Source organism: Rhodanobacter koreensis (assembly GCF_054782855.1).
Map to the genome: position 1 here is coordinate 198,194 of NZ_BAAGRR010000012.1, position 15,071 is coordinate 213,264.

The following is a 15,071-nucleotide window of genomic DNA, read 5'->3' on the forward strand; positions in this document are numbered from 1 at the left end:
TCGACCGTTCAGAGATTCTGGTAATTCGGCCCCGAGCCACCTTCCGGCGTGACCCAGGTGATGATCTCGTACGGGTCCTTGATATCGCAGGTCTTGCAGTGCACGCAGTTGGCTGCGTTGATCTGCAGGCGCTTGCCGGCCTCGTCTTGCACGATCTCGTAGACATTGGCGGGGCAGAAGCGGGTGCAGGGGTTGCCGTATTCGGTGGTGCACTGGTCGATGCAGATGCTGGTGTCGGCGACGTGCAGGTGGATCGGCTGGTCCTCGTCGTGCTCGGTGGCGGCGAAGTAGACGCCGGCGAGGCGGTCACGCGGAGCGAGCGTGCGCTGCACGTAGTCACGCTTGGGTTCCTCTTGCGCGCCCAGCTTGTGCAGCGAGGACCAGTCGGTCTTGTTCTTCATCGTCCACGGCGAGATGCCGCCGGTGACGGTTTCCCAGGCGGCGTTGAACATGCCGAACCACAGGCCCTTCTTGAAGGCGGGCTTGATGTTGCGCACCTTCTTCAATTCGGCCATCACGTCCGAGCCGCGCAGCTTCGCGTCGAAGCCGGCCGGGTTCAGTTCGTTCGCGACCAGATGTTCGGCGGCGAGCATGCCGCTCTTGATCGCCTGATGCGTACCCTTGATCTTGGGCACATTGAGCAGGCCAGCGGTGTCGCCGATCAACAGTGCGCCGGGCATGTCGCATTTCGGCAGCGACTGGTAGCCGCCAGTGACGATCGCGCGGGCGCCAGCCGAGAGAATCGTGCCGCCTTCCAGCAACGATTTCATCATCGGGTGATTCTTCCACTGCTGGAACGCTTCCCACGGCTGGTAGTTCGGGTCGCTGTAGTCGAGCCCGCTGACGTAGCCGAGCGCGATGCGATCCTTGTCCAGGTGGTACAGGAAGCTGCCGCCATAAGTATGCGTGTCGGCCGGCCAGCCGAAGCTGTGCACGATCTTGCCGGGCGTGACGCGGCCGGCCGGCACCTGCCACAGTTCCTTGATGCCGATCGAGTAGCCCTGCGGATCGCTGTCCGCATCGAGCTTGAAGCGCTTGATCAGCTGCTTGGTCAGGCTGCCGCGGGCGCCTTCGGCGAGCACGGTGACCCTGGCCTTGATGTCGATGCCTTCGGTGTAGCCGGGCTTGTGTGTACCGTCCTTCGCCACGCCCATGTCGCCGATGCGCACGCCCGCGACCGAACCGTCCTCGTTATGGATGGTGTCGGCGGCAGCAAAGCCGGGGAACACGTCCACGCCCAGTGCCTCGGCCTGCGGCGCCAGCCAGGCGCACATCGCGCCGAGCGAGACGATGAAGTTGCCATGGTTCTTCATGCCCGGTGGCACCGGCAGCTTGCGGCCGCTGTCCTTGCTGAGCAGCCAGAACTCGTCCTCACCGGCCGGCACACAGATCGGCGGCGGGCTGTCGCGCCAGCCGGGCAGCAGCGCATCCAGCGGCTGGGGTTCGATCACCGCGCCGGACAGGATCTGCGCGCCGATGGTCGAGGCTTTCTCGATCACGCACACGTTCACGTCGGGCTTCAGCTGTTTGAGGCGGATCGCGAACGACAGGCCGGCCGGGCCGGCGCCGACGACAACGACGTCGTATTCCATGGTTTCGCGTTCGCTCATGGCGGGCTCCGTGATGCTGAGGCAGGTGCAGGCGGTTGCCGTGCGTGGCGGTGTGGATCAGACCGCCATTGTCCGGTTTCGCGCGCGATGCGGCAACGCGTGCTGCGCCACGGCTTGCAATCGTTTAACCGGGCGCGGCGATAATCGACGTATATAGAGAAGGAGCCTCCATGAATTCGATGCCGCCGATCGCCGATCTCGACCTTCGTCGGGCCTCGCTGTGCCAGCTGCTTCATTGGCTGGCGGCGGGGCGCGTACAGCCGCAGGCGCTGGCCGATGCCTACCAGCAGGCGATCGAGCGGATCAATCCCGATCTCAATGCCTATGTCGATCAGCGCTCGGGCCTGCTGCAGGAGCAGGCGCATATGGCCGATCGCCGTCGTCGTGACGGTGTGATCGGCCGGCTCGACGGCATTCCCCTGGCGCTGAAGGACAATTTCGACATGGCCGGCTGGCCGACCCGTGCCGGCCTGCCGGGGCGCGAGCGCCCGGTACAGGATGACGCGCATGTGGTGGCGCGGCTGCGTGCCTCCGGTGCGGTACTGGTCGGCAAGACCAATATGGATGAAGGTGCGCTGGGTGCGGTGACCGACAATCCGCATTTCGGCGCAACCCACAATCCGCATCGGCACGGTTACAGCGCCGGCGGCTCCTCTGGCGGGGCCGCCGCCGCGGTGGCGGCGGGGCTGGCGGTGGCAGCAGTCGGCTCGGACAGTCTCGGTTCGATCCGCATCCCGGCCAGCTATTGCGGTGTCTACGCGCTCAAGCCGACCCATGGTGAAATTTCCGCGCGTGGTCTGGTGCCGGCAGCGCGACGGCTCGATGCGGTCGGCCTGCTGGCGCGCAGTGCCGATGACCTCACGGTGTTGCTGCAGGTGCTGGCCGGTTATGACGCCGACGATGCACGCTCGCGCCGGCGCCGGGTCGCGTTTGCGTTGCCGGATTGGGAGCCGGGCAACCTGCGCGCGGGACTGTTGCCGAATCTGGCAGCGGTCGGCGTGCAGCCGGCCGTGATCGAAGTGTTCGAGGCGGCGCTGGCAAAATTGCCGCATGCCCTGGGCGACCGGCGCCGTGTGGATTTCGCCGATTGGGACTTTGCGCGCACACGTCGCGCCGGCCTGCTACTGATGGAGGCTGAGATGCTCGGTACCTTCGCCCCTGATCTGGCGAATACCGAACGCCCGGTGTCCACGCGCTTCCGCCACCTGCTCGGCTACGCGGCGAACAAGAGCGCTGCCGACTATGCCGTGGCCGATCGGGTGCTTGATGCGGCGACCCTGAAAATGCGCCGGTTGTTCGCCCAGGTCGACGTGCTGGTGTTGCCGACCACCCCGCAGGGCGCGTTTCCGCTGGATGGCCTGGTCCCCGATTCGCAGGCTGATCTGACCAGCTTCGCCAGCCTGGCTGGCTGCCCGGCGGTCAGCCTGCCGATGGGTACGTTGCCGGACGGCATGCCGATCGGCCTGCAGCTGGTCGGTGCACGCGGTTCCGACCTGCGCCTGCTGGAACTGGCCTCGGTGTGTGCGGCGACGCTGGATGTCGAGCCGACGTATCCGGTGATTGCCTGATCGATCGAGCGGTGCGCTGCCGGCATCGCTTGGATTGCCCGGGTTCGGCGGCGATAATGCAGGCCTTTCCCTGCAAGGCACGCCCGCGATGACCGAGAAGACCGTACTCAACGCCACCCATCGCGCGCATGGCGCGCGCATGGTCGATTTCGGCGGCTGGGACATGCCGATCAATTACGGCTCGCAGATCGAGGAACATCATGCGGTGCGCCGCGATGCCGGCATGTTCGACGTCTCGCACATGACGGTGATCGACCTGCACGGATCTCGTACACGCGAGTTCCTTCGCCACCTGCTGGCCAACAGCGTCGACAAGCTGAAGCACACCGGCAAGGCGCTGTACTCGTGCATGCTGAACGAGCAGGGCGGTGTGATCGACGACCTGATCGTCTATTTCTTCGACGAGGCGCACTTCCGCCTGGTGGTGAATGCATCCACACGACAGAAGGACCTGGCGTGGATCGAACAGCAGGCGCAGACATTCGGGGTGGAAGTGAAGGAGCGCCCTGACTTCGCGATGATCGCGGTGCAGGGGCCGCAGGCGCGCACGAAGGTACTTGGCCTGCTGCATGACGTCGATCGCCCACGCATCGAGAAGCTCGGCAAGTTTGCCGCTGCGGCCGCGCAGGGCCCCCACGGGATGCCGCTGTTCGTCGCGCGCACCGGTTACACCGGCGAGGATGGTTTCGAGATCATCGTGCCGAACGAGCATGCGGTCGCCCTGTGGGAGGCGCTTGCCGCCAGTGGCGTTGCGCCGGCTGGTCTTGGCGCGCGCGACACGTTGCGGCTGGAGGCGGGCATGAACCTGTACGGTCAGGACATGGACGAGACGGTTTCGCCGTGGGAGGCCAACCTGGGTTGGACGATCGCACTGGACGAAGGTCGCGCGTTCATCGGCCGCGCCGCGCTGGAGCAGCAGAAAGCTGCTGGCGTGCCGCGCGTGATGGTCGGGCTGGTGCTGGACGACAAGGGCGTGCTGCGCCACGGCCAGAAGGTGCTGACCGCGAATGGAGAGGGCGAGATCCTTTCCGGCAGTTTTGCACCGACCCTCAACAAGGCGGTGGCGTTTGCACGCATTCCGGCGGGCGCCGCCGGCGATGTGCGCGTCGACATCCGTGGCCGTGAAATACCGGTGCGGCTGGTCAAGTACCCGTTCGTGCGTGACGGCAAGCCCTGCGAAGGGATCTGAAGGGCCTGGCGCCGTCTATCATCCATGGCACGTTTTTCCCCGCGGCGGATGTGGCTAGAATCGCCGCTTGCACCTTCATCTGAACACAACGACTGGACCCGATCATGAGCGAGATTCCTGGCGATCTGAAATTCCTCAAGTCCCACGAGTGGGCCCGCGCCGAAGACGACGGCCTGGTTCGCGTGGGTATTTCCGACCATGCGCAAGGCCAGCTCGGTGACCTGGTCTATGTCGAGTTGCCGGAAATCGGCTCGGCCGTGAAGGCAGGCGCCGGCGCCGCCGTGGTGGAGTCGGTGAAGGCTGCCTCGGACATCTATGCACCGGTGTCCGGTGAGGTGGTCGAGGTTAACGAGCTGCTCAACGACAAGCCGGAAACCATCAACGAAGATGCCTACGGTGCCGGCTGGATCTTTCTGGTGCGCCCGAGTGATCGGGCAGAACTCGATGAACTGCTCGATGCGAACGAATACGAGGAACTGGTCGAGAACGACGACCACTGAGCATTCCGCCACCGCGTTGCCAAGTTGCCGGCCGCCCTGTGCGGCCGGCACTGTTTCCGGCGTACGTATCGATGCATGCAGCGGTCGATCATGTGAATTTGATTTGCATGCGCCGACTGATTTTTGCCGTGTCGTTTTTCAGGCAATCGGATGATGTTCTACGCGACGCGTGCGACCTCATCGGGACGTGCGTGAAGGAGAACTTCGATGAGAATTTTCGTGTGACCGGAGATCGCTCCGGCGGCGCATGGGTGTCTTCAGAGGGTATCTGCCGCGCCGGCCGGCGAATTTTTTCAACGCCTGGAAGGTCGATTTATCGACCCCAGTCGAGCCCCGTTCATCTGACATATTCGGCCCCAAGGGATATGAAAAAATGTCGTCGCGTGAACAGTGCATGCGAAGTGTTGTTTTCGTGCAATGGAATGCGATAAGCCTTGAAAGCCTTGCTGCATAAGGGTTTCGCCAAGTGTGTTGTTTTTGACGATATTTTTGTACGGACGTATGGACGTCCATACGAATGTACTCATGTGGCACCCGGAATCGTTGCTGTGACGGGCTTCATGGCGGCATGAGGGGTGGGTGAAGTGGTTTGATTTCATGGATAAAATCAATTGACAGCCGAAATATTCAGGGATAGCTTTCGCAACAGATCACGGGGAACGCGCGTTATGGCAACAGCAAAATTCATCAAGCCTTATGTCGAGCACGGTGAAAAGGCCAATGCAGTACGCAAGATCACTGTCTCGATTCCGCTACATGTCCTGCGGCGGCTTTCTGATTTGCGCACCCACCGCCAAGTGAACAATCTTCGGCACGCCACCAACAGCGACTTGTTGGTCGAGGCGTTCCTGCACGCTTTTACTGGGCAACCACTGCCAACTGATGAGGAGCTGAGACGAACTATGGCCACTGCCAAGAAATCCGCTGCAAAGAAACCGGCCGCCAAGAAGGCCGCCAAGAAATCCACCGTGAAGAAGGTTGCCAAGAAGCCGGCGGCCAAGAAAGCTGCCGTGAAGAAGGTTGCCAAGAAGCCGGCGGCCAAGAAAGCTGCTGCCAAGAAGCCGGCGGCCGCCAAGAAAGCTGCTGTGAGGAAGGTTGCCAAGAAGCCGGCAGCCAAGAAAGCTGCTGCCAAGAAGCCGGCGGCTGCCAAGGTGATGAAAGCCACCAAGACCGCCAAGGCCAAGAAGTAAGCAACACAGCTACACGCAATACCCAACAAGAAACGCAATCGACTTCTCTCCCCGCGGTGCCCAGCGCGGGGAGAGCACTTCGAGAAGCCTTCGTCCCGGCCTGGCCGGGACGCTTCGTTTCCGGGGTCGCCGATTCCGCCGTGGCTGCGGCCACCGCTTCCAGCCACCCCGGCCGATTGCTTCGATCCGAAGTCTTTCCGCCCCGTCGCGCTACATCAGCCCCTGCCGCAGATTTTTGCACCGTGCCGTGAAATCACGCACGATTTGCCGTGTTGCGCCATTGGAGTTACCTTTCCCACATCCGCGCCGCGGCGAGTCCGGGGGACTCGTCGCTCCTGGATCGACAGGGGGAAAAAGCGCGGGTATCTGTCGACACTCAGCGAGAGACCATGGATACCCGATACATACTCAATATGCGCCGGCATGCGCGAGGTGCCATCAGGCCCCTGTTCATTGCCATCATCGCCATCATTGCACTGCTTGCCGTGGGTGCCTGGTTCCTGATCATCAAGCCGCATCAGGAACTGATCATGGCGGATTCGGGCGGTCATCCGTCGACTCCGGTGTCCACGGCAACACGGGCTGCACCGCCACCGCCGGCGGACGTGGCCGCGATGGACGTCAACCAGTTGCTGACCGAAGCGCGCACGGCGATGAACGAGCAGCGCTACCTGGCGCCGACCGGGAACAATGCCTTCGAGTTCTATCTGCGTGTGCTGGTGAAGGATCCTGGAAACAAGGTGGCCTCCGACGCATTGCGCGAGACGTTCCCGTTTGCCGCAAACTCGGCCGAGCAGGCGATCAACTCGCGTGACTTCAATGAGGCGCAGCGTCAGATCGACCTGCTGGCCAAGGCCGATCCGACCAACTTCACGCTGACCATCCTGCGCTCCAAGCTGGACGCCCAGCGCAAGACGCTGGACAAGCAACAGCAGCAGGAGCTTGATCAGCAGAAGGCGCAACAATTGGCGGCGCAGAAGGCGGCGGCGGACAAGCAGGCTGCAGACCAGCTGGCCGAGCAGCAGAAGGCGCAGCTGGCCGAACAGCAAAAGGAGAAGCCGACGCATGCTGCACAACCGGCGAGCCAGTCGGCAGCGGCAGCCAAGCCGGCAGCCGGCGAGGCGACTGCCGAGGCTGCTGGTGGCACGACAGGTGGCGAGACCGCCGACGCGGTGCTTTTGAAGGGAGCTGACCCGACCTATCCGCCGTCGGCACTTCGTTCGCACCAGAGCGGCTGGGTCATGTTGTCGTTCTCGATCGGGCCCGATGGTCGAACCGATGACATACGCGTGGTCGATTCGCAGCCCAGGCATGTGTTCGATCGTGCGGCAACCGATGCGGTACACCGCTACCGCTTCAAGCCGGCGATGAAGGATGGTGTGGCGGTGTCCGCCACGCGCCAGCTGAAGATCGAGTTCAATCTCTGATCCCATGGCACTGACGGAAACGGCGCATGCATGCATGCGCCGTTTCCGTGTCGGGTATCGTGCCGCGCTCTGAGCGTGCTGCTTAGTGCTGGGCAGTTCGGCGTTTCTTCCTGGGAACACTCTTGCGAGGAGCGGCTTTGCGTGATGGGGTCGCGCTTTCGATGCCGGCCCAGTCCACGTGCGGCAGGCCGAGCAGGTCATCGAACACCATCGGCATCAATCCGCTCGGGGTCGGGCCGGTTGAATTCCACAATGTGACCACACCGGCGTTGTACTTCGGGAAGAAGCCGATCATGGTGCGATAGCCGGCTACTGCGCCGGCGTGAAAGATCAGGGTTTCGCCGCCGTACTGGTATACCCGCCAACCCAGCGCATAGTGCGCGTCGGTCAGCCTTGCGCTACGCCATGGCGTGGCACGCAGTTCGCTCGGCGTGGCGATTTCCGGCGTGTGCAGCACGTCGAGCAGTGATGTCGGCAGCACGTCCTGGCGGCCGCCCATCTGTGCGACCAGCCACTTTTCCATGTCATGCAGGCTGGCGTTGACACCGGCGGCGGGGGCCACGCGGTAATAGGTCTCACTTGGCTCGAACGGTATCCAGCCATGTGCGGAAGGGCGATGCGGACGTGCCCAGCTCGTGCTGGACTCGAGTGCGGCGCGGCCGTAACTCGCGGTGGTCATGCCCAGCGGATAGAAGATGCGCTTGTCGACCAGGCGGTAGAAGAAATCGCCGGTGCGTGCGAGCACCACGTCACCGATCATGCCGAACGCGACGTTCTGGTAGCCGTAGCACTGGCCTACACCGCAGACCAGGTCGACCTCGTCCAGCTTGCGCACCAGCTCCTCGTAGGAAATATCACCTTCGAGCATGTTGTCGTAGGTATTGTGCGGCAGGCCCAGTCGCTGCCCCAGGATGTCGGCTACGGTGGCCTCCGAGGCGGCCTGCATGTCCTTGAGCTTGAAGTACGGCAGCACGTCGACCAGCTTGGTGTCCCAGCTCAGCTTGCCGTCGTCCACCAGCAGGCCGGTGATCGCGGTCGCGAAGGCCTTGGACAGTGAGGCGAGCCGGAACACGGTGTCGGGCGTCACCGGTTCTTTGGTGGCTGCATCGGCGTAACCGACGGTGCGTTCGAAGACCACCTTGTCGTTGATCACCACGGCCGTGGCCAGACCGGCGACCGCATTGCGCTCGGCGAGCCGGTCCAGCCAGCGCTGATAGTCGGCGAGCGTGTTCTGGACACGCGCAGTTGGCAGCGTCTCCGTCGCGGCATGCGCATGGACCGGAATCGCCTGCGGCACAGCGCCGACCGTGGACGCACAGAGCGGCACGCAGGTCAGCCCGAGCGCAGTCGCGATCAACAGGAAAAACTTGCGAAACTGCATGGTAGTCTGGCGTGGTTCCGGCGTGGGGATGCGCCATTGGGTGGAGAGCGTGACGATGGGCCTGATCATTTTTCTGATTGTTGTCGTTCTGATTGTCTTGTACTTCGTGGGGATCTACAACGGACTGGTCACCTCGCGCAACGGCTACAAGAACGCCTTTGCGCAGATCGATGTGCAGCTGACCCGCCGGCACGACCTGATTCCCAACCTGGTGGAAACGGCGAAGGGTTATCTCGCCCATGAGCGCGGCACGCTCGAGGCGGTGATACAGGCACGCAATGCGGCGGTCAGCGGACTGGCAGGTGCCAAGGCCAACCCCGGCGACCCGACCGCGATGCAGCAACTTTCCGGCAGCGAAAATGCTTTGACACAAAGTCTGGGGCGTTTGTTCGCGCTCAGCGAGGCATATCCGGACCTGAAGGCCAACCAGACCATGATGCAGCTCTCCGAAGAGCTGACATCGACCGAGAACCGGGTCGCGTTCGCACGGCAGGCTTATAACGATTCCGTGCTGACCTACAACAACAAGCGCGAAGTGTTTCCCGCCTCGTTCGTGGCGAACAGCTTCGGTTTCGCCGCGGCCGAACCGTTGAAGGTCGAGGACCCGGCCGTGCGCGACGTGCCGAAAGTTTCCTTTACCTGATCGCTGCCATCGCGACGCGGGTCGCGGTGGTCACCCGGCGGGAGACCCGATGGATTTCTTTGCGCAACAGGCGCGCGTCCGCGGCAGCAGCCGGCGACTGGTCGCGCTGTTCGTGCTGGCGGTGGTCGCGATCGTGGCGACGATCGATGCGGTGGTGTGGCTCAGCATGGGCCACCACCCGATCGACGGCGAACCCGCAGCATCGAATCTGCCGCTGCTGTTCACCAGCAGCATCGTGGTGCTGGCCGGGATCGGGTTCAGTTCCCTGTTCCGCATCATGAGCCTGTCAGGCGGCGGCAAGTCGGTGGCGGAAAGCGTCGGCGCCGTGCCGGTGCCGCCGGATACGCGCGACCCGCAACTGCGTCAGTTGCGCAATGTGATCGAGGAAGTGGCGATCGCTGCCGGCGTACCGGTGCCGGATGTCTACCTGATGCAGGAAGAGCCGGGCATCAACGCGTTTGCCGCCGGTTACTCGGCATCCGACGCCGCGGTGTGCGTAACCCGGGGTTGTCTCGACAACCTCAGTCGCGACGAACTGCAAGGTGTCATCGCGCACGAGTTCAGCCATGTGCTGAACGGCGACATGCGACTCAACATCCGCCTGATGGGTCTGCTGTTCGGCATCATGGTGCTGGCGATCGCGGGGCGCCAGGTGGTGTGGTTCGGCGGCGGACGCGGCAACCGCAGGGGCGGCGGCGGTCAGGTCTGGATGATCGGGCTGGCGCTGATCGTGGTCGGCTATATCGGGTATTTCTTCGGGCGGCTGATCCAGGCGGCGGTGGCGCGTTCGCGCGAGTCGCTGGCCGATGCCTCGGCAGTGCAGTTCACCCGGCAGACCGACGGCATCGCCGGTGCGTTGAAGAAGATCGCGATCCTCAGCGAAGGGTCCGAACTGCAGGCGGCCAACAAGCAGGAAGTGGCGCACATGTTGTTCGGCGAGGCCGGCACGTTCAATGCGCTGTTTGCCACCCACCCGCCACTACTGGAGCGTATTCGCGCACTGGAACCCGGCTTTCGCGAAGAGGAACTGGTGCAACTGGCAACCTCGTTGCAGAAAACCGCGGTTGCGCCACCCATAGCATCCGCGATCAGCGAGGCAGCCAGCCCACTGGATATGCCGGGCTTCACCGTGCCGCCACCACTGCCGGCTGCATTGGCCGGTGCTGTTGCCGCGCGGGATGCCGGCGTGCCGAGCTTCGTGCATGCCGGCGTGGTGCATCGGAGCATACCGTCCAGCCTGATGGCTGCCGTGCAGCAGCCGGAATCGGCGTTGTCGGTGGTGCTGGCCCTGGCGACGTCGGCGCAGCCGGACCTGCAGGCGCGTCAGCGGCGGTTGATTGCCGACGGTTTTGGTGACGATGTGCAGCAGGCCGTGACGACGGTCTTCGCAGACGTCGAGGCGCTGGCGGCGGAGTTGCGCCTGCCGCTGGCGGCACTGGCGTTTCCCGCACTGAAACGATTGTCCGAGGGGCGCCGGCAGACCTTGTCGAGCACACTGGACGCCTTGGTACGGCTGGACGGCCGGGTCGATCTGGACGAGTACTGCCTGACTCGCCTGCTGCGTGTGCAGTTGTTCGAAGCGCAGCAGCCACGTCGGACACCACTGGACGGGCTGAAGAAATTGCCGGCCTGTCGCGACAGTGCCGCCCTGGTCTGTGCCGTAGTCGCTGCTTATGGAAGCGTGGATGAAGCATCGGCGCGTCGCGCGTGGCTGCTGGCGATGCAGCAGATATTCCCCGGCGCGACGATGCCGTGGCAGGCACCGCCGGCCGTCTGGCAGACGCCCTTCGAGCACGCGCTGGATGATCTGGATGGACTGATGCCAGCAGCCAAGGATCTGCTGATCCAGGGGCTGGCCTGCGCCATCCACGCCGATGGCGTGGTCAGCGTGGAAGAGGCGGAGCTGCTGCGGGTGATTTGTGCCAGCCTGCATTGCCCGCTGCCGTTGCAGACCGACACCTAGGCGCGCAGCTCAGCCTTTGCCGAGGATCAATGCGCTTGCCCGTTCGGCGATCATGATGGCGGGCGCGTTGTGTTGCCGGTAGGCAGGCTCGGCCTCATCGAAGCGTCGACCACGCGCAGGCCCGCCACGCCACGTACGCGCAGCTCGCTGTCGACCACGGCGCGATTATCCTTGCCCATGTTGCAGGTACCGACTGGGTGGTAGATGGTTTCCGCCCTGCGGCGGATGAAATCGGTGTACTCGGCGTCACTGTCGATGGGGCGTTCGGGGAAAACCGGCTCGCCGCGATAGGCATCGAGCGCAGGCTGAACGAGGATCTCGCGTGACACTCGCGCCGCTTCGATCATCCGGCTGCGCCGGATCGGCCGAGTGCAGGCGCAGGCGACCGTGCTCGCCGAGCAGGGCGGGCACGAAGTGGAACGGCAGATCGCAGCGCGCGTCCTCGGCAAGCCGGCTGCGCATGAAGCCGCGAGCTTCGGCGACATTGGAGCTGCCCAGGGCCTTGCCGCGCGGCCACCACAGGTGGCGCTGGTTGAGTGCGGGTTCCAATCCGGTGCACTGGCGTCCAGCAGCAGTACCTGCTTGCCAGGCTGTGCGCTGACCGGTTGGCCAGCACGCAGCCGGCCGAACCGGCACCGACGATCACGCAGTCGCAGCGGTCCATGGAACTCCGGCTTCATTGGATGATCGCGGGCACATGCTAGTCTTGCCGCGCCCCACGCTGGATGTGCCCGTGAGTTTGCCCCGCCAAACCGTTGTGGAACAAGCCGCCGCGCCGACACTGTCCGCGCTGGCGTTTTTTTTCGTGATGACCTCGTACTACATCATCCGGCCAGTCATGGGCCAGCTGAGCGGTGCGGTCGGCTCGCAGTCGCTGCCGCTGTTCTACGGCACGGTGTTCGTGGTGATGCTGCTGCTGACCCCGGTGTTCGGCATGCTGGTTGCGCGCTTCCGACGCAGGCAATTGCTTGGCTGGAGCTACAGTTTCTTCATCCTCTGCCTGCTCGCGTTCGTGCCTGCATTTGTGGCGCAGGATCGCATCGGTGCGCGCGAGTTGGGCGTGCTGTTCTTCGTCTGGGCCAGCGTGTTCAACCTGTTCGTGGTGTCGCTGTTCTGGAGCTTCATGGCCGACATCTTCAACAGCGGCAACGCGCGCCAAGTGTTTTCGCTTATCGCGCTCGGCGGCATGGCAGGCGCGATCTTCGGGCCGCTGGTGACCAAGCTTCTGGTGCAGCTGATCGGTGTGGCGCCGCTGTTGCTGGTGTCGGCGTTGGCGTTGGGCGTGGCGATGATGCTGCTACTGCAGCTTTCGGCGGAACATGATCGGCGAGCTGGCAGCCACGGCGGCGAGGCGATCGGCGGCTCGCTGTGGGCCGGCATCAGGGAGTTGTGGTCGCGGCCGTTCCTGCGCTACATGGCCTTGCTGATGCTGTTCGGCGATGGCATCGGCACGCTGGCCTATGCGCTGGTGGCCGACTACGCCAAGGCGCATTTCACCAGCACGGTGGCGCGCACGTCGTTCTACAACGACCTGGATCTTGCGACCAATCTGCTCGGCGCCGCACTGCAACTGAGCGTGACACCTTGGTTGCTGACGCGCCGCGGCGCCGGCTGGGGGCTGGTGGTGCCGTCGCTGGTGAATCTGGCACTTCTGGCTGGAATGGCGCTGGTCGGTGGCGGCAGCATTGTGCTTTTCAGTTACAGCGTGCCGTTGCTGGCGGCGATGCAGGTGATTACCCGTGGCTTCGCCTACGGCATGACCAAGCCGGCGGTGGATGCGCTGTATACGCGGGTACCGCGCGAGACGCGCTACAAGGGCAAGAACTTCGTCGAGACGGCCGTGTGGCGTTTTGGCGATGTGGTGGTGACCAGCGCCGTCAGCGGCCTGCGCCTGCTGGGCTGGGGCGTCGGTGGCCTTGCCCTGCTGGGTGCCGGCGTTGCGGCCCTGGCCACCGTGGTAGCCCGTCGTGCCGGATGGTCGCCCGATCTGGCGCCGGAAGGGCATCAGCAAATCGGCAAGTGAAGAGACATCGTCAAGCCGACTGGGCTTTCGTGTTGAGCCCCGGGATCTTCGTGCGTAAACCCCGATTCATGGCTCGGCTACAGGCTCAACTCGTGATGTAACGCTGCAGGTGCTCGATCTGCTCGGCCTGCGCGTCGATCACCGCCTTGACCAGATCGCCGATCGAGATCACGCCGACCACGGCGTTGCGCTGCACGACCGGCAGATGGCGGATGCGGCTGTCGGTGCACAGGCGCATGCAGTCAAATACATCGGTATCCGGGCCGACAGTCACCGGCTCGCTGCTCATGATGTCGGACACGGCGGTCTGCGAGGACGACCGGCCTTGCAGGATTACTTTGCGTGCGTAGTCGCGCTCCGACACCACACCAACCAGTTGCTCGCCGCGCATCACCAGCAAGGCGCCGACCCTGTGCTCGGCCATGCGCTTGATGGCTTCGAGTACCGGTGCTTCCGGTGTGATGCTGAAGATCGTGCTGCCCTTGCTTTCCAGCAGATGCTTGACCTGGCTCATGCTTGGACCTCCCGCCGGCCCCCGGGCGGGCCGTCTGCGGCGAGTCTAGCGCGGGCATCGGTCCGACGTGTAGTAAAGCCGTGAAGCCACGTCGTGGGCACGGTCGTCAGCGCGATTCGCGCGGCAGGCGTTGTTCCTCGATGAAGTACAACGGGCGGCGCTTGCTCTCGGCATAATTGCGTCCCAGGTATTCGCCAATCACGCCCAGCGCCAGCAGCTGCACACCACCAAGGAACAGGATCACCAGCATCAGGGTGGGATAGCCGCGTACCGGGTCGCCGTAGAGCAGGGCCTTGAGCAGCACAAGGGTGCCATAGACAAAGGCCAGCCCGGCGGCGGCCAGCCCGACCCAGGTAGCCAGTCGCAGCGGTGCGGTGGAGAACGAGGTGATGCCTTCGATCGCCAGTTGGCCCAGTCGCCAGTAGTTCCATTTGGTCGTGCCGGCCAGGCGTGGGTCGCGCAGGTACTGCACGGAAGTCTGCCGATAGCCGATCCAGCTGAACAGGCCTTTCATGAAACGCTGGCGTTCGCGCAGCTGGCCCAGGGCATCCAATGCGCGTCGCGAAAGCAGCCGGAAATCGCCGGTATCGCGTGGTATTGCCGTATCGGACAGTCGCTCCATGCTGCGATAGAAGGCGGCAGCGGTGAAGCGTTTCAAGCGGCTCTCGCCCTGGCGCGCACTGCGAGTGGCGTACACCACGTCGTACCCGGCCTGCCATTGCTCGACCAGGGCGGGGATCAGCTCGGGCGGGTCCTGCAGATCGGCATCGATCACCACCGCCGCGTCGGCGGTGACGGCATCGAGGCCGGCGGTCAGCGCGGCCTCCTTGCCGAAGTTGCGCGAGAGTTTGAGTGCGCCGGTGCGCGGATCGGCGGCGGTCAGCGATTCGATGATCGACCAGGTGTCGTCGCGGCTGCCGTCGTCGACATAGAGCACGCTGGCGTCGAGCGGCAACGCGTCGAGTACGTTCCACAGCCGCTGATGGAACAGCACCAGCACGGCCGACTCGTTATAGGCGGGAACGACAATAGTGAGTTGCGGCATGGGCAGGGCCAGCGAGAG

12 protein-coding genes and 1 pseudogene are annotated in these 15,071 nt (G+C 64.1%); 8 read left to right on the top strand and 5 right to left on the bottom strand.

The genetic code is table 11. The features are described from left to right. Positions 1–8 precede the first annotated feature (8 nt). The gene (locus ACYVKM_RS14515) at positions 9–1,610 is read right to left on the bottom strand and encodes an electron transfer flavoprotein-ubiquinone oxidoreductase (RefSeq protein WP_460878327.1); all 1,602 of its coding nucleotides are present in this window, start codon (positions 1,608–1,610) and stop codon (positions 9–11) included. 170 nt (positions 1,611–1,780) lie between these two features. Between ACYVKM_RS14515 and ACYVKM_RS14520 the strand changes: the two genes are divergently transcribed. The 5 genes from ACYVKM_RS14520 to ACYVKM_RS14540 all read left to right on the top strand — a co-directional run bounded on the left by ACYVKM_RS14520 (position 1,781) and on the right by ACYVKM_RS14540 (position 7,484). Next, positions 1,781–3,178: an amidase gene (locus tag ACYVKM_RS14520; RefSeq protein WP_460878328.1), complete on the top strand. Its 1,398-nt coding sequence runs from the start codon at positions 1,781–1,783 to the stop codon at positions 3,176–3,178. A gap of 88 nt (positions 3,179–3,266) precedes the next feature. Further along, entirely contained in the window at positions 3,267–4,367 is a 1,101-nt protein-coding gene (gene gcvT / locus ACYVKM_RS14525; protein ID WP_460878329.1) for a glycine cleavage system aminomethyltransferase GcvT, read from the top strand. Between the two features lie 104 nt (positions 4,368–4,471). After that, positions 4,472–4,867, top strand: coding sequence for a glycine cleavage system protein GcvH (gcvH, locus tag ACYVKM_RS14530; protein ID WP_460878330.1), 396 nt, complete (start codon positions 4,472–4,474; stop codon positions 4,865–4,867). Positions 4,868–5,535: 668 nt separating this feature from the next. Further along, entirely contained in the window at positions 5,536–6,057 is a 522-nt protein-coding gene (metJ, locus tag ACYVKM_RS14535; RefSeq protein WP_460878331.1) for a met regulon transcriptional regulator MetJ, read from the top strand. 389 nt (positions 6,058–6,446) lie between these two features. After that, complete coding sequence (locus tag ACYVKM_RS14540) at positions 6,447–7,484, top strand: energy transducer TonB (RefSeq protein WP_460878332.1); 1,038 nt, start codon at positions 6,447–6,449, stop codon at positions 7,482–7,484. A gap of 82 nt (positions 7,485–7,566) precedes the next feature. Here ACYVKM_RS14540 and ACYVKM_RS14545 read toward each other — a convergent pair whose 3' ends face one another. After that, a complete protein-coding gene (locus ACYVKM_RS14545; RefSeq protein ID WP_460878333.1) occupies positions 7,567–8,865 on the bottom strand; it encodes a serine hydrolase domain-containing protein in 1,299 nt (432 codons plus the stop codon). Between the two features lie 55 nt (positions 8,866–8,920). Here ACYVKM_RS14545 and ACYVKM_RS14550 point away from each other — a divergent pair, with 55 nt between their 5' ends. Both ACYVKM_RS14550 and ACYVKM_RS14555 read left to right on the top strand, forming a co-directional pair. Beyond that, entirely contained in the window at positions 8,921–9,508 is a 588-nt protein-coding gene (locus ACYVKM_RS14550) for a LemA family protein (RefSeq protein ID WP_460878334.1), read from the top strand. Positions 9,509–9,557: 49 nt separating this feature from the next. Next, positions 9,558–11,471 carry a M48 family metallopeptidase gene (locus ACYVKM_RS14555; protein WP_460878335.1) on the top strand — a complete coding sequence of 638 codons (1,914 nt, stop codon included), beginning with the start codon at positions 9,558–9,560 and terminating at the stop codon, positions 11,469–11,471. Positions 11,472–11,480: 9 nt separating this feature from the next. Here the strand turns inward: ACYVKM_RS14555 and ACYVKM_RS14560 are convergent. Continuing rightward, a pseudogene (locus tag ACYVKM_RS14560) lies at positions 11,481–11,990 on the bottom strand (GMC oxidoreductase); the annotation flags it as partial. A gap of 214 nt (positions 11,991–12,204) precedes the next feature. Here ACYVKM_RS14560 and ACYVKM_RS14565 point away from each other — a divergent pair. Beyond that, positions 12,205–13,494, top strand: coding sequence for an NTP/NDP exchange transporter (locus ACYVKM_RS14565; protein WP_460878336.1), 1,290 nt, complete (start codon positions 12,205–12,207; stop codon positions 13,492–13,494). A gap of 85 nt (positions 13,495–13,579) precedes the next feature. Here the strand turns inward: ACYVKM_RS14565 and ACYVKM_RS14570 are convergent, their stop codons facing one another. Continuing rightward, positions 13,580–14,008, bottom strand: a complete 429-nt coding sequence (locus ACYVKM_RS14570; protein ID WP_460878337.1) for a CBS domain-containing protein — start codon at positions 14,006–14,008, stop codon at positions 13,580–13,582. Positions 14,009–14,114: 106 nt separating this feature from the next. After that, positions 14,115–15,053 carry a glycosyltransferase family 2 protein gene (locus ACYVKM_RS14575; protein WP_460878338.1) on the bottom strand — a complete coding sequence of 313 codons (939 nt, stop codon included), beginning with the start codon at positions 15,051–15,053 and terminating at the stop codon, positions 14,115–14,117. Positions 15,054–15,071 lie beyond the last annotated feature (18 nt).

Excerpts from the sequence above, each read along its gene's own strand:
- ACYVKM_RS14515 (WP_460878327.1), bottom strand. The coding sequence starts at position 1,610 with ATGAGCGAACGCGAAACCATGGAATACGACGTCGTTGTCGTCGGCGCC.
- ACYVKM_RS14520 (WP_460878328.1), top strand. The coding sequence starts at position 1,781 with ATGAATTCGATGCCGCCGATCGCCGATCTCGACCTTCGTCGGGCCTCG.
- gcvT (WP_460878329.1), top strand. The coding sequence starts at position 3,267 with ATGACCGAGAAGACCGTACTCAACGCCACCCATCGCGCGCATGGCGCG.
- gcvH (WP_460878330.1), top strand. The coding sequence starts at position 4,472 with ATGAGCGAGATTCCTGGCGATCTGAAATTCCTCAAGTCCCACGAGTGG.
- metJ (WP_460878331.1), top strand. The coding sequence starts at position 5,536 with ATGGCAACAGCAAAATTCATCAAGCCTTATGTCGAGCACGGTGAAAAG.
- ACYVKM_RS14540 (WP_460878332.1), top strand. The coding sequence starts at position 6,447 with ATGGATACCCGATACATACTCAATATGCGCCGGCATGCGCGAGGTGCC.
- ACYVKM_RS14545 (WP_460878333.1), bottom strand. The coding sequence starts at position 8,865 with ATGCAGTTTCGCAAGTTTTTCCTGTTGATCGCGACTGCGCTCGGGCTG.
- ACYVKM_RS14550 (WP_460878334.1), top strand. The coding sequence starts at position 8,921 with ATGGGCCTGATCATTTTTCTGATTGTTGTCGTTCTGATTGTCTTGTAC.
- ACYVKM_RS14555 (WP_460878335.1), top strand. The coding sequence starts at position 9,558 with ATGGATTTCTTTGCGCAACAGGCGCGCGTCCGCGGCAGCAGCCGGCGA.
- ACYVKM_RS14570 (WP_460878337.1), bottom strand. The coding sequence starts at position 14,008 with ATGAGCCAGGTCAAGCATCTGCTGGAAAGCAAGGGCAGCACGATCTTC.
- ACYVKM_RS14575 (WP_460878338.1), bottom strand. The coding sequence starts at position 15,053 with ATGCCGCAACTCACTATTGTCGTTCCCGCCTATAACGAGTCGGCCGTG.